The following is a 13,771-nucleotide window of genomic DNA, read 5'->3' as shown; positions in this document are numbered from 1 at the left end:
GGGTCCTTCCGGCTCAGGCGGTGGCGGCGTAGCGACTTGCGGGGCGGGCGAGACCGAGGAGGCCGCGCAGGGTGCCGGCTTCGTACGTATGCCGGAAGGCGCCGCGCCGCTGGAGTTCGGGCACCAGGCCCCGGGTGATCGCCGGCAGGTCGTGGCCGACGACGGCTGGGCGCAGCCTGAATCCGGTGAGACCGGCCTTCCCCAACTCCAGGAGCAGTTCCGCCAGTTGAGCGGCCGTACCCGTGAACACCTGCGCGTCACTGGTGTACGGGCGGCCCGCGAGGGCGTCCAGACGCTCGCGGCGGGCCGTGGCGGCGGCCGGGTCGTCGTCGAGGAACACCACCAGGTCACCGAAGATGTGCAGGGGCTCGTCGGCCCGCCCGGCCGCGTCCTGTTCGCCGCGGACCGCCGTGACGACGGCGCGCGCGTGCCCGGCGTCGCGCGGGGTGACGTATCCGATGTCGGCGGAGCGACCGATGAGCCGGAACGGCGCGTCGGTCGGGTTCTCGTGGGCGAGCGCGCTGACGACAGGCTGGCCCTGCGGCGGCCGGGGTGTGATCGAGGGGCCCTTGACGCTGAAGTGCTCGCCCTGGAAGTCGATGTAGTGCAGCTTGTCGCGGTCGATGAAACGGCCGGTGGCGATGGACCGGATCTCCGCGTCGTCCTCCCAGCTGTCCCAGAGCCGGCGCACGGCTTCGACGTAGTCGGCCGCCTCGTCGAAGAGATCGGCGGTCAACTCCCGTACGGCGGGGCTTTCGATGTCCTCGGAACGGAAGGCGGGGAGGGTTCGCCGACCGAAGTGCGCGGCCTCGTCCGGACGGGCCGACACCTGTACGCGTACGCCCGCACGGCCCGTGCTCACGTAGTCGAGCGTGGCGATCGCCTTCGATATGTGGAAGGGCTCCGTGTGGGTGGTCACCACCGTCGGCACCAGACCGATGTGGCTGGTCAGCGGGGTGACGCGGGCGGCGATGAGGACGGCGTCGAGCCGTCCGCGGATCTGGTCGGTGCGTCCGTCGGGTTCGGTGAAGTGTGCGGACTGGAGTCCGAGCGAGTCCTCGATCGTCACGAAGTCGAGCAGGCCGTGCTCGGCCTCGGTGACCAGATCGGCCCAGTACCGGGCGGTGAACAACTCCCGGGGACGGGCCACCGGTTCGCGCCAGGCGGCCGGATGCCACCCCGCGCCGTCGAGCGCGACGGCGAGGTGCAGCGCGGCCGAAGGAGTGGCAGGGCCGGAAGAGGGCAGGGCGGATGAAGGTGCGGGTGATGACGACACGAGAGGAGTGCCTTCCTGATGCGACCGTACGAGAACACCGGCCCCTCGGCTGCGAGGGTGCGGCGGCGGGGCGACGGGTCAGGAACGACAGAGGGCGCCGGCGACGCGCTGCAGGTCGATGTGCGGCCGGGAGTACAGATGCACCTGGCGGCTCGGGCCGATCACCGGGACCCGCGGGGCGGACACGAACGGCATCTGTGGCACGTCCGTCACCTCCGCTCTTTTGGTTCGGCGGGCCCGGGGCCTCGCCGGTCGGCAGCCTGCTCGGACCCTACGTGAGGTCGCAGCCGTCCGCCAGGAACAACTACCGGACCACGCCCTTTTGTTCCGCTCCCGCGCGACGGATCCGGGGGGGGCGCCCACGGCACTCCGGTCGTGGCCGCCCCCGGGTCGGATCACCAGATCCTGACGCGCTCCGCCCGGTCCAGCCAGAGCCCGTCGCTGTCCGTCGTCCCGAAGGCCTCGTGGAACTCGTCGAGGTTGCGGACGATGTTGGCCCGGAACTCCGGCGGCGAGTGCGGGTCGATGGTGAGGTACTGCTGCTCCTGCTCCTTGCGGCGCTTGGTGCGCCAGCAGTAGGCCCAGTTCATGAACAGCCGCTGGGAACCGGTCAGGCCGTCGCTCGTGGGCATCGGGTCGCCGTTGAGCGCGATCTTGTACGCCGTGTGCCCGATGGTCAGGCCGCCCAGGTCGCCGATGTTCTCGCCCACCGTCAGCGAGCCGTTGACGAACTCGCCGGGGAGATTGCGGGGCGAGTACGCGTCGTACTGCTTGACCAGCGCCTTCGACTTCGCCTCGAACGCGGTCTTGTCGGCCGCCGTCCACCAGTCGTTGAGGTTGCCCGCGCCGTCGTACTGCGCGCCCTGGTCGTCGAAGCCATGGCCGATCTCGTGGCCGATGACCGAGCCGATGCCGCCGTAGTTCTCGGCGGAGTCCGCGTCGGGCGAGAAGAACGGCTTCTGCAGGATGCCCGCGGGGAAGCAGATCTCGTTGGTGCCCGGGTTGTAGTACGCGTTGACCGTCTGCGGCAGCATGAACCACTCGTCGCGGTCGACCGGCGAGCCGATCTTGGCGAGCTGTCGGTCGGACTCGAAGGCGGCCGCCGCGTGCGCGTTGCCGAGCAGGTCGTCGGCAGAGACCTCGAGGGCCGAGTAGTCGCGGAAGGTGTCGGGGTAGCCGATCTTGGGACGGAACGTGGCGAGCTTCTCGTACGCGCGCTCCTTCGTCTCGTCCGTCATCCAGTCCAGGCGGGCGATCGACTGGCGGTAGGCCTCCAGGAGGTTGGCGACGAGGTCGTCCATCAGCGCCTTGGAGCTCGGCGGGAAGTGCCGCGCCACGTACTCCCTGCCGACGGCCTCGCCGATGGAGCCCTCGACGAAGGCGACCGCCCTCTTCCACCGGGCTCGCAGCTCCGGCGTGCCGTTCAGGGTGCGGCCGTAGAACTCGAAGTTGTTCCGGACGAACGCGTCCGTGAGATACGGCGCGCAGGAGCGAAGGACCCGGACCAGCGTCCAGTCGCGCCACTGCTCGATCGGCACCTCGGCGAGGGTCGCGGACAGGTGACGGAAGTAGGACGGCTGGCGGACGCACGCCTCGGCGATGGTGGCGTCCGAGCCGCCGAGGCCCTCGACGAAGGCCCGCCAGTCGAAGTGCGGCGCCAGGGTGATCACTTCGTGCAGAGTGAGGAGGTTGTAGGTCTTTTGCACGTCACGCGTCTCGGCCCGCTCCCAGTGTCCTGCGGCGAGCCGGGTCTCCAGGGCGAGGACCGTCTGCGCGGCCTCGGCGGGCGAGGCGTGCTGCCCGAGCGTGAGCAGCTCGGTGAGGTGGGCGACGTACTTCTCGCGGATCTCGGCGAACTTCTCTTCGCGGTAGTACGACTCGTCGGGCAGGCCGAGGCCGCCCTGGAGGATGTTGAAGAGGTAGCGGTCGGAGTCACGGTCGTCCGAGTCGATGTAGGAGCCGAAGAGACCCGAGCCGCCGGTCCGCTCGAAGCGGCCGAGGAACGCCGCGAGCTCCCGGGTGTCCCGCAGACCCGCGACCTCGTCGATCAGGGGCTGCGCCGGGGCGAGGCCGCGGGCGGCGATCGCCTCCTCGTCCATGAAAGAGGCGTACAGCGTGGCGATCTTGCGCGCGTCATCCGGGACGGCGCCGGACGTCGAGGCCGACGCCAGGTCCTGGATGATCACCTTCACTTGTTCCTCGGCCGTGTCGACCAACTGCACAAAGGGGCCCCAGCTCGAGCGATCCTCGGGGATCGGCTCGTTCTCCAGCCAGTGACCGTTGACGTGGCCGAACAGGTCGTCCTGCGGCCGGATCTCGGGGTTCATGCCCGCGCGGGCGTCATCCAGCATGCTCATCCACGCACCCTACGCGGACACGCCGCCCGAGCACGATCGGCTGGTGCCGGCGACCTGGCCTCAGCCCGCGGGCGCCTCGCACCTGGATCACGTGGTGGCTGGCGGCGGGGGTGACCGTCACTGATGCTCCTTGGCCTGAACCGGGCGAAAGGAAAAGCGCACACCGTACCCAGTCTTCGTCGCGCTGAGATTCCGGGCTCCAATTGCCGCTCGGAGACGCCCAGTTGGTATGGACATGACCCCACGCCACTCCTATGCTCCGCCTGAACTCATCGTGAGAGCGCTCTCATCACCCCTGTTCCTCCCCACCCCGATGGAACGACAGAAAGGGCACTGCCGTGAGACGCAGAACCGGAGTCCGCATCGCCTTCTCCTCCTTACTCCTGGTCGGCACGTGGGCGAGCGCCTCGCTCACCTCCACCGCCGGGGCCGCCCCCGCGCCCGCCGCTCCCCCGGCGTCCGCGGGCATGCTCACCGCCCTGCAGGACGACCTCGGGCTCACCGCGAGCCAGGCCCGCGATCGCCTCGCGGCCGAGAAGACCGCGATCCGCGTCGACCGCGCGGCACAGCGGGCAGCCGGATCCACGTACGCAGGCTCCTGGTACGACGCGGGCACCGAGAAGCTGACCGTCGCCACCACCAGCGCGCACCAGACCGACGCCCTGCGCGAGACGGGCGCCACCGTCCGCGTCGTCCGCCACAGCGCCAAGGAACTGGACGCCGCCAAGCAGAGCATCGACTCCCTGTCCGCGCCCAAGGGCGTCAGCAGCTGGCACGTGGCGCCGCGCAGCAACAACATCGTGGTGAACGTCGTCGCTGCTCAGAAGGACGACAACGATGTCCGACGGTTCGTCGACCGTGCCCGGAAGGCGGGCCCCGTCCAGGTCGAGACCGTCGGCAAGGCGCCCAGCACCTTCGCCGCGGGCACCGTGGGCGGCGACCCCTACTACACCGGCAACGTCCGCTGCTCCATCGGCTTCTCGGTCCACGGAGGGTTCGTCACCGCGGGCCACTGCGGGCAGGCGGGAGCCGCGGTGCGCGGCTGGGACAACTCGAACATCGGCAACTTCCAGGGCTCTTCGTTCCCCGACAACGACTACGCGTACGTCAGCGTCGGCAACGGCTGGTGGACCGTCCCGGTGGTGCTCGGCTGGGGCACCGTCCCCGACCAGCTCGTCCGCGGCTCGGCGGAGGCGCCCGTGGGCGCGTCTGTCTGCCGCTCCGGCTCCACCACGCACTGGCACTGCGGCACCGTGCTCGCCAAGAACGAGACCGTCAACTACAGCCAGGGCGCCGTCCACCAGATGACCAAGACGAGCGTCTGCGCCGAACCTGGCGACTCCGGCGGCTCGTTCATCAGCGGCGACCAGGCCCAGGGCGTCACCTCCGGCGGCTGGGGCAACTGCAGCGGCGGCGGCGAGACCTGGCACCAGCCGGTCAACGAGATCCTCGGGCGCTACGGCCTCACCCTGCACACCGCCTGAGAGCGGCGGACAGCGCCGGGCCCGCGGAAGGGCCCGGCGCGTACGCCGCTGCGGTGAGTCCTGGCGGCTGGATGGCCCTAACGGGGTTCACCGCCCGCGCCCCGGAGGAAGGACTGCGGCTGCCACTGCCAGGAACGAACTGCTCCCGGAACCGCGCGTTCGGGGACGAACGGAGAACCGCGATGACAGCAACGGCCGGGGGCCGCCGCCGCGCCCGCATCGGCACAAGACTCCTCGCCACGCTCGCCGTGGGCGCGCTCACCATGGGAGCGGCGTACGAGAGCACACGGGCGCAGACCGGGGCCCCGCCGCGCGAACCGTCGCCCTTCACCGGGCAGACGGCGGATCAGGGGCCGGTCCTCGCGGTGAAGTTCGACAACGCGCGCACGGCCCGGCCGCACACCGGTCTCGCGCAGGCGGACATCGTCTACGTGGAGAAGGTCGAGGGCGGCATGAGCCGCCTGATGGGCGTGTACTCGAGCCGTCTGCCGCAGGCCGTCGGCCCGGTGCGCAGCGCCCGGGAGTCCGACGTCGAGCTGCTGCGGCAGTTCGGCCGCCCGGCCCTCGCCTACTCGGGGGTGCGCAGCGCGCTCAACAAGACGCTCAGGGAGTCACCGCTGTACGCCCGCCCGCTCGGCAGCGTGCCGGGCGCCTACTTCCGCGACAGCAGCCGCCCCGCACCGCACAACCTCTTCGTCCGTCCCGATTCCGTGCTGCGCTCGGCCCCGAAGGCCGACCGCCCCACCGACATCGGCTTCCGCTTCGGCCCGGCCCCGGCGGGCGGCGCCCCCACATCGGCGCGGACGGTCCGCTACTCCTCGGCGAGCCACACCTTCAACTGGTCGCCGCAGGAGGGCCGCTGGCTCGCGTCGTTCGACGGGACGCCGGCCCGCAGCACATCGGGGGCGCGTCTGGGAGCGAAGACGATCGTGATCCAGCATGTCGCCATGCCTCCGTCGCGCTACAAGGACGTCAACGGCGCGGCGACTCCGTACATCAAGACGGTCGGCAGCGGCAGGGCGACCGTCCTGCGGGGCGGCAAGGCGTACGAGACGCGCTGGAAGCGGTCGAGCCCCGAGAGCGGCACGTCCTTCACGCTCTCCAACGGACAGCGGATGCCCTTCGCTCCCGGGCAGGTCTGGATGGTCTACGCGGACCGCTGAGCCGGTCGGCTGACCGGCCGCAGGGGACAGGCGTCAGCCCGGTGACCGTGGTCGGTCACCGGGCTGACAGGGTTGCTCCTCACGGAGCGTCAGGTGCTCAGCCGCGTACGGACTCGAGCTCCCGGTCCTGCTCCTCCTGGCGTGCCGTGGGGAAGTCGCCGAGCTGCTTGTGCAGCTTCTCGCCCTCCACGTCGACGTTCGGCAACACGCGGTCGAGCCACTTCGGCAGCCACCACGCCTTGTTGCCCAGGAGGGCGAGCACGGCCGGAACGATCGCCATGCGGACGACGAAGGCGTCGAAGAGGACGGCGATGGCCAGACCGAAGCCCATCATCTTGATCATGTCGTCGTTCTCCATGATGAAGCCGGAGAAGACGCTGATCATGATGACGGCCGCGGCGGCGACAACCCGCCCGCCGTGCGTGAAGCCGGTGACGACGGCTTCGCCGGGGCGTGCCCCCTGGACGTACGCCTCGCGCATGCGGGTCACGAGGAAGACCTCGTAGTCCATGGCGAGGCCGAAGACCACGCCGATCATGAAGATCGGCATCATGCTCATGATCGGGCCCGGCTGGTCCACGCCGACGATGTCGGCGAGCCAGCCCCACTGGAAGACCGCGACCAGGGCGCCGAGCGCCGCGGTCACCGACAGGAGGAAGCCGAGCGCCGCCTTGAGGGGCACGAGCACCGAGCGGAACACCAGCATCAGGAGCAGGAAGGCCAGGCCGACGACGAGTCCCAGGTAGGGAATCAGCGCATCGTCCAGGGTCTGCGAGAAGTCGATGGTCAGGGCGGTGGCGCCGGTGACCAGGACCTCGGAGCCGGTCTTTTCCCCGAGGCCGTCGACCGTCGAGCGGATCTCCTTGACGACGCCCTCGGTCTTGTGGTCGCTCGGGCCCGTCTTCGGTACGACGTTGAAGATCGCGGTGTCGTCGGACTTGTTGCCGTTCGCCGGTGTGACGGCCGCGACGCCGTCGATCTTGGCGATCTCCTTGCCGACGGTGCCCGCCGTGGCGGCCGCGCCCTTGTCCTTGTCGGTGTCGACGGTGACCATCAGCGGGCCGTTGAAGCCGGCACCGAAGGACTCGGACAGCATGTCGTACGCCTTGCGCTGCGTGGTGTCCGGCGCCGACGTGCCCTCGTCGGGCAGGCCGAGCTCCAGGCTGGTGGCCGGTACGGCGACCGCACCGAGGCCGACCACGGCGAGCAGCAGGACAGGGATGGGGCGGCGCAGCACGAAGCGCGCCCAACGCGCGCCCAGTTTCGGCTTGGCGTTCGCGTCCTGCAGTTCGCTCACGGGCTTCTTGCGGTCCTTGCGGCGCAGCACCTTCTTGCCCGCGAAGCCGAGCAGCGCGGGGATCATGGTGAGTGCGATGAGGACGGCCACGGCCACTGTGCCGGCCGCTGCCAGACCCATCTTGGTGAGGATCGGGATGTTGACGATCGCGAGGCCGGACAGCGCGACGATGACGGTGAGTCCGGCGAACACCACGGCGGAACCGGCGGTGCCGGTGGCGCGGCCCGCTGCCTCCTCCGGTTCCCGGCCGTCCGCGATCTCCGCTCGGTAGCGGGAGACGATGAAGAGCGCGTAGTCGATGCCGACGGCGAGGCCGATCATCATCGCGAGCGTCCTGGTCGTGGCGGAGAGGTCGAGGACGCTGCCGAGGGCCGCGATGCCCGATATGCCGATGCCCACACCGATGATGGCGGTGAGGAGCGGCATGCCCGCGGCGACCATCGAGCCGAAGGTGATGATCAGGACGACCGCGGAGACCGCGATGCCGATGAGCTCGGCGGAGCCGCCCATCTCCTCCTCGGCCATGACGGCGTCGCCGCCGGTCTCGACGGTGACGCCCGTCTTGCGGGCGTCGTCGGTGGCCTTGGTCAGCGCGTCACGCGCCTTGTCGGTCAGCTCGGTGGCGGCCACCTTGTACGTCACGGACGCGTAGGCGGTGGTTTTGTCCTTGCTGACGGCGTCGGCCTTGTACGGGTCGGCGACCTCGGAGACCTGCGGGCCCGCGCCCAGGGTCTTGACCAGCTTCTCGACGTCGCCCTTGGGGCCGGACTCGGTCAGCTTCTCGCCCTCGGGGGCGCGGATGACGACGCGGGCGGTGGCGCCTTCGGCGCTGGCCGCTGGGAACTTCTCGTCGAGGAGGTCGAAGGCCTTCTGGGACTCCGTCCCCGGCATGGAGAAGGAGTCCTCGGGCGGTGCGGGCGCGGTCGCCGCGGAGACGCCGACGCCGGCCAGCAGCACCACCCACATCAGTGCCACATAGCGGCGTCGCCGGAAGGCGAGGCGGCCCAGTTTGTAAAGGAACGTAGCCACGGCGAAGGGGCTCCCGTCGGTTTCGGCAGGCAGGGTGACACCCCCCGCGGCACGATCGGCGCACGTCAGGGCGGTCAGCAGGTTTCCCCTCAATAGTCCAGTCCCTGAACGGCCCGGCAGTCAGACTCAGAGCCGGACTCTGCGCCCACGGGCGCTGTAGTGCCGCGCACGCTGGGTCATCCTCGGGGAGGAGATGTGATCAGCATGTGTAGACCCCACATCGCGCGCCCACTCACCGGAGGCTTCGCCTCCGTACCTTGGGACACCCATGCACCCCAGAACAACTCGCCCTTATAACACCCTAATAGGAGAGATAAGGTGTCGAGTCAGCTCTCAGGTACTTGTCATCACCATCCAGGAGAACCTTCGTGACTCTTGCCACCGCGCCGTCTGAAGCCGCCGCCTCGTCCGAGGACCCCTCGGTGGACCCCTCCGCGGTTTCGCCGGCCGACGTGCCCGAGCCGGTGGCCCGGGACGCCCGCGAGTTCGGTGCCTACGCACGGACCGGCGGCTGGGCCTTCGCCCTGAAGGTGGCGCGCAGTGTGCGCCCCGGCGGACAGGGCGCCGACGAGACGCCGAAGATCTCGGCGAAGGAGTTCAGCGAACTGGCCGGCTGCTCGGCCGAGCGCGTCATGCGCTACTACAAAGCCTGGGACAAGGCCGCTGACGATGGCCTCGTACCCCACTTCGAGGCGCTCACGCCCGGCGAGGACATCGAACTTCCCGACTCCGACGTCTGGTTGACGTACTACTCCTCCCGCTCCAGCGCCCTGTCCCCGCGCGGCACCGCGATCACGGAGGCCGCCGAGGCCGAGGGCATCCGCGCCACCAAGGCCCTGGAGGTCGCGGAGAACCCCACCGCGCTGCGGGCCGCGATCCTCGCCGACCCCGGGACCGCCGAGGCGGCGCGGCGCGCGCTGATGGACCGGCTCGACGAGGACCCCGCGCTGCGCACCGAGCTCGTTCGCGACATCGTGCGGGCGGACGACCTCAAGAAGGCGGTCGCGGCCGAGGCCAAGGCGGGCGACCGCGTCGACTACGTACGCCAGATCGTCGACAAGGGTCAGGTCAAGACGTCGGCGGGCCAGCTGATCGACGCGCCCGCCGAGTTGAAGGAGGAGGCCGAGCGGCATCTGTCCCTCATCGACGAGCTGGACGACGGCGAGGACTCCGGCGAGTGGGCCCGCGAGGCGTACGACACCGTGAAGGACCTGGTGGCCCAGACCGTCCAGAGCGACCCGCGGCTGCGGGTGCAGGAGCGCCGCGCGAAGTTCTACAGCAGCCTGCAGAAGGCGACGAAGGTCTTCGAGGAGCTGACCTTCGACGACGCCGAGGTCGAGGACATCTACGAGGACGACATGATGCGGCGCCTGGAGGAGCTGCAGCAGTCGATCGCCGCGTGCATCACGGCGCTGCAGGCGGCGACCGCGACCGCCTCCGCGGGAGACTCCGCGGCCGTGGGTGACTCCCCTTCCGCGGTGGACGGCAGCTGACGTCGCGGTTCCTCGCGGTGGGCCCCACCCTCCCCGTACATCCCGATGATGACCATGGCCTCGCCCGTAGCCCTGGAGTCGTACGGAATGACCCATACGCGGGGGGATTCGCCGCACCCCGCCCCGCTCGTAGCTTCTTGATCAACGTACGGAGACCGGCGTACGGAGTTGATCGAGAGGTCATGGATCTATGCACAGCAAAGCATTCGCGCCCGAATACCAGGGTGAGTTGGGCGCGGCACTGGGGGTGAACTCCTCTTACGAGGAGGTCCTGACGGCGGCGGACCGCGCCCTCTCCCAGGCGGACACCGCACTGGAGAGGGCGCGCGCCGCACTCGCCCTTGCCGAGGCCAACCGGCGGCTCGGCCAGGTGGACGACGCGGGCTCCGCCTGGCGGCAGAGTTACCGCAGCGCACGCGTCGCGGGGGACGCGGGCGCCATGGCCTGGGCGCTGTGGAGCGGCGGCACGCTCGCCCGCCAGTGCGGGCAACTGCGGCTCGCCCGCCGGCTGTTGACCTGGGGAGTCACGCTGGCCGCCGACAGCGGCGAGCGGCTCGCCCACGGCTACGCGCTCGCGGGACTCGCCGAGACGGGCCGCATCCAGGGGGACTACGCGGCGGTGGCCGCGCTCCACGAGCAGCTCCTGGAACAGGGCCGGGCGCACGGCGAGGCTCGGCACATGGTCTGGGCGATGTCCGGCATCGCCCAGATGCGGCGGAACACCGGCGACTACACCGAGGCGCTGGAGCTGTTCGAGGAGTGTGTGCGGATCGCGGCGGACGCTCAGGACGCGCGGGGGCGTGCCTGGTCACTCCGTGGGGTCGCCGACGTCCTCTCGCTGCGGGGCGAGACGGAACGGGCGCTCGCGCTGCTCTCGGAGGCGGAGGTCATCTGCCGCGCCATGGATCTGGCGAGCGCGCTCGCGTACAACCACAAGATGCGCGGCAATGTCCTGTACCGGCACGGGAGTTACGCGGCGGCCCGCGAGATGTACGCCACCGCCCTGGAGGAGTTCGACGCCATGCGGGAGCCGCGCGGCATGGCGCTGTCCCGGCTCGGCCTGGTCAAGTCGCGGGCCAGGCTCGGCCGGGACCGGAGCGAGACGCTGGCCGAACTCGCCGATCTCGAAGGAGACTTCGCGCGCATAGGCCTGCGGCAGGCACGCGAGGCGGCCATCGACTTCCGCAACGAGATGGCCGCGGAGCCGATCATGACGTGACCCCGGGACGTCACTCCGCCGGCGAGATGCGGATGCCCACCGTCCCGCTCGTGCCGCGCCGGAGCTTGCTGCCGAGCAGGGTGAGGCGGCCGATCAGGCCGTACTTGCGCGCGATGAGGGTGCGATAGCGCGCCGTGACCCGCGGGTCGCAGATCTCGGCGGTGGCGGGAACCTGCTCGCCGGTGGGATTGCCCCGCAGATCGCAGGGGCCGATCAGGACGTCGGCGCGGTTGCGGATCCGCTTGACCTTCCAGGAATCCGCGACCGTCCAGATACCAAGGGCGGCACCGTCCTCGACGACCCACACAGGGCTCGGCACAGGCGTGCCGTTCTTGCGGTAGCTGGTGACCAGCAGATACTTCCCGGCCCCGAGCCCCGCCTGCGTCACCTTGTCCACTTGACCGCTCCAGATCTCTCGTTGGCTCACGTTCGAACCGTCGACGGTGCGGATGCTACGCGCGAACGTCGCCGCGTCGAGCAGGGACCTCGTGGTCCGCGGTATCAGCAGACCGTGCCCGGCCGGGTCGCGGTGGCTCTGAGAAGGTCGCGGAGCAGGTCGAAGTCGATGGTCTCCGGCCTGCGGAAGCGCAGGCAGCCCTTGCCCATGTCCTGGTCGGTCAGGCGATCCTCGAAGGCATCGCGGACGTCAGCGCGCATCAGGTAGAAGGAGATGTACTGCTTCTGGCTGGCGAAGGCGATTTCGGCGGTGCCGTCCCGTTCGTAGGCGGGCATTCCGTATGCCATGACCTCCTCGAAACCCTTGAGCTCCACGCGGCACAGCTCGCGCAGCCGGGTCAGGGCGTCCCTGCGCCCCTCGGGCGCCTCGGCCAGATAGCCGGCCACGTCATTCGCTTCGCTTCGCACCATTCCCCGAGGTCAGCGAGGGTGCGGCGCCGTGGCTCCACATCGGCGGTGGCGCGGGCGCGGGCCCCAGCGTCGTCGTGCCCGGCGTGGCCCGGTGAGCGAGGCCGGTGCGGTAGGCGTCCAACGCGGCCTCCGTCCGTCCCGTGCGGCGGAGCAGATCGCCCAGGAGACAGCACAGGCCGGCCACGTCCCCGGCCGCGCCCGCGCGTTCGAGCAGCGGCAGAGCGGCGCGGTAGTGCTCCTCGGCACCCTCCGCGTCACCGCACTCCTCCGCGATGACGCCGAGCAGGCGGTGGGCGGCGCCCATGTGCACGGCGCCGCGGCCGGCCCGCAGGGCCGGGGCCCGTGTCGCATCCGGACCGGCGGCGAGCAGCGGCCTGAGCAAGGCCTCGGCCTCCTTGATCCTGCCGCGCCGGCGCAGCACGTCCGCGAGTTCCACCTCGACCTGTTCGGCGTAGAGCGCGGCCCGCTTGGTGGTGAGCATGTCGTGCGCGGTGCGCAGTTCGCTCTCGGCGCGCTCCAGGTCGCCGCCCTGGGCGTACACGTAGCCGCGCATCCAGTGGCAGTGGGCCAGTTCGGTGCGAATGTGCAGCTGCTGGTAGAGATCCTGGGCTCTGACCAGGGACGCGTCGGCTTCGGCGATACGACCCTGGGCGATGAGCGTTCGGGCCACCCCGCGGTGCATCCCGGCGAGCAGGGCGGGATCGTCCACGCGCGGCGCCAGCGCGAGGGCGAGCTCGGCGGCGTGCGCGGCGCGCTCGTGTGCCCCCATGTCCATGTACGGGGCGATGGACGCCGAGTAGAGGAGGAGCAGGGCGTCCGGGTCGTGCAGGCCCGAGGCGTTGAGCTGGTCGAGAGCGGTCTCCAGCAGATGGCAGGCGTAGCGGAGTTCGCCCGTGAGTCGGTGGGCGTTGGCGCGACCGCGGATGGCGAGGACGCGGCGCGGCAGCGGCTCGTCGGCGAGCAGCCGTTCCACCGAGGCGAAGCACTCGTGCGCGTCGTCGAGGTCGCCGGATTCGAGGAGGCAGTCGCCGAGGCCGAGGAGCGCGGTGGCCTGCTCCCTGGGCAGGCCGTGCTCGACGGCTTCGGCGGACAGCGCACGGAAGACAGGGGCCGCGTCCTCGGGGGATCCGGTGGCCAGGGCGTGCCGCGCGTCGGTGAGGCGCAGACGCAGCTCGGCGGCGAGGCGGGCCGGGCGTCCCGTCGCGAGCTCCTCGGGGGTGACGCCGAGACGCTGGGCCAGGTGCCGAAGGGCGGCCTCGGAGGGCCTCACCTTGCCCGACTCCAGTGTGGAGACGTAGGCAGGCGTGTAGGCGGGTTCGGCCAACTGCCGCTGGGTGAGGTGGAGTTCCGTACGCAGCCGCAGTACGCGACGTCCGATCGCCGCGGGCTCGTCCAGCCGCACGCCCTCAGATCCGCTCTCCGCCATCTCTCCCTCTCCAGGTCCGCTCAACGTACATCCCCGCCTGAGGGGCGCGGACTTGGGAGGGCATCGCACGAACTCACCGCTCCCGCACCCACCTTGCTCCCCAGGCATTGCCTGGCTTCCCCACAACCCCTACATTGAACCGCGCCTTAAGCTCCCTTAA

At 70.6% G+C, this 13,771-nt stretch carries 11 protein-coding genes; 4 read left to right on the top strand and 7 right to left on the bottom strand.

Features of this window, described 5'->3' with window-relative positions; translation table 11 throughout:
• Window positions 1-13: 13 nt before the first annotated feature.
• The 3 genes from ACZ5WE_RS18665 to ACZ5WE_RS18655 all read right to left on the bottom strand — a co-directional run bounded on the left by ACZ5WE_RS18665 (window position 14) and on the right by ACZ5WE_RS18655 (window position 3,633).
• Window positions 14-1,276, bottom strand: coding sequence for an LLM class flavin-dependent oxidoreductase (locus ACZ5WE_RS18665; RefSeq protein WP_467694769.1), 1,263 nt, complete (start codon window positions 1,274-1,276; stop codon window positions 14-16).
• Window positions 1,277-1,354: 78 nt separating this feature from the next.
• Window positions 1,355-1,489, bottom strand: a complete 135-nt coding sequence (locus ACZ5WE_RS18660) for a putative leader peptide (protein ID WP_467694771.1) — start codon at window positions 1,487-1,489, stop codon at window positions 1,355-1,357.
• A gap of 182 nt (window positions 1,490-1,671) precedes the next feature.
• On the bottom strand, window positions 1,672-3,633 hold the full coding sequence (locus ACZ5WE_RS18655; protein ID WP_467694773.1) for a M13 family metallopeptidase: 1,962 nt from the start codon (window positions 3,631-3,633) through the stop codon (window positions 1,672-1,674).
• Between the two features lie 338 nt (window positions 3,634-3,971).
• Between ACZ5WE_RS18655 and ACZ5WE_RS18650 the strand changes: the two genes are divergently transcribed.
• Window positions 3,972-5,117 carry a S1 family peptidase gene (locus tag ACZ5WE_RS18650; protein ID WP_467694775.1) on the top strand — a complete coding sequence of 382 codons (1,146 nt, stop codon included), beginning with the start codon at window positions 3,972-3,974 and terminating at the stop codon, window positions 5,115-5,117.
• Window positions 5,118-5,299: 182 nt separating this feature from the next.
• Window positions 5,300-6,280, top strand: a complete 981-nt coding sequence (locus ACZ5WE_RS18645; RefSeq protein ID WP_467694777.1) for a DUF3048 domain-containing protein — start codon at window positions 5,300-5,302, stop codon at window positions 6,278-6,280.
• 97 nt (window positions 6,281-6,377) lie between these two features.
• Here ACZ5WE_RS18645 and ACZ5WE_RS18640 read toward each other — a convergent pair whose 3' ends face one another.
• Window positions 6,378-8,606 (bottom strand): MMPL family transporter, encoded by a 2,229-nt coding sequence (locus ACZ5WE_RS18640; protein WP_467694779.1) that lies wholly within the window; start codon window positions 8,604-8,606, stop codon window positions 6,378-6,380.
• 422 nt (window positions 8,607-9,028) lie between these two features.
• Here ACZ5WE_RS18640 and ACZ5WE_RS18635 point away from each other — a divergent pair, with 422 nt between their 5' ends.
• Together ACZ5WE_RS18635 and ACZ5WE_RS18630 are read left to right on the top strand one after the other, a co-directional pair.
• A complete protein-coding gene (locus ACZ5WE_RS18635) occupies window positions 9,029-10,099 on the top strand; it encodes a hypothetical protein (RefSeq protein WP_467694829.1) in 1,071 nt (356 codons plus the stop codon).
• A gap of 190 nt (window positions 10,100-10,289) precedes the next feature.
• A complete protein-coding gene (locus ACZ5WE_RS18630) occupies window positions 10,290-11,318 on the top strand; it encodes a tetratricopeptide repeat protein (RefSeq protein ID WP_467694781.1) in 1,029 nt (342 codons plus the stop codon).
• 10 nt (window positions 11,319-11,328) lie between these two features.
• Here the strand turns inward: ACZ5WE_RS18630 and ACZ5WE_RS18625 are convergent, their stop codons facing one another.
• From ACZ5WE_RS18625 to ACZ5WE_RS18615, 3 genes are all read right to left on the bottom strand, one after another.
• Window positions 11,329-11,745, bottom strand: a complete 417-nt coding sequence (locus tag ACZ5WE_RS18625) for a PPOX class F420-dependent oxidoreductase (protein WP_467694783.1) — start codon at window positions 11,743-11,745, stop codon at window positions 11,329-11,331.
• Between the two features lie 74 nt (window positions 11,746-11,819).
• Entirely contained in the window at window positions 11,820-12,185 is a 366-nt protein-coding gene (locus ACZ5WE_RS18620; protein WP_467694785.1) for an iron chaperone, read from the bottom strand.
• Window positions 12,163-13,611, bottom strand: coding sequence for a helix-turn-helix domain-containing protein (locus ACZ5WE_RS18615; protein ID WP_467694787.1), 1,449 nt, complete (start codon window positions 13,609-13,611; stop codon window positions 12,163-12,165). The genes ACZ5WE_RS18620 and ACZ5WE_RS18615 overlap by 23 nt, the downstream gene beginning before the upstream one ends.
• Between the last annotated feature and the right edge of the window lie 160 nt (window positions 13,612-13,771).

It is taken from the genome of Streptomyces sp. NPDC033180 (genome assembly GCF_055577645.1).
Note: the sequence above shows the minus strand (reverse complement) of the source record. Positions and strands in the feature narration are given on the sequence as shown.

Bases quoted from the DNA above. Each gene is read 5' to 3' on its own strand.
- ACZ5WE_RS18655 (WP_467694773.1), bottom strand. From the start codon at position 3,633: ATGAGCATGCTGGATGACGCCCGCGCGGGCATGAACCCCGAGATCCGG.
- ACZ5WE_RS18645 (WP_467694777.1), top strand. From the start codon at position 5,300: ATGACAGCAACGGCCGGGGGCCGCCGCCGCGCCCGCATCGGCACAAGA.
- ACZ5WE_RS18630 (WP_467694781.1), top strand. From the start codon at position 10,290: ATGCACAGCAAAGCATTCGCGCCCGAATACCAGGGTGAGTTGGGCGCG.
- ACZ5WE_RS18620 (WP_467694785.1), bottom strand. From the start codon at position 12,185: ATGGTGCGAAGCGAAGCGAATGACGTGGCCGGCTATCTGGCCGAGGCG.
- ACZ5WE_RS18615 (WP_467694787.1), bottom strand. From the start codon at position 13,611: ATGGCGGAGAGCGGATCTGAGGGCGTGCGGCTGGACGAGCCCGCGGCG.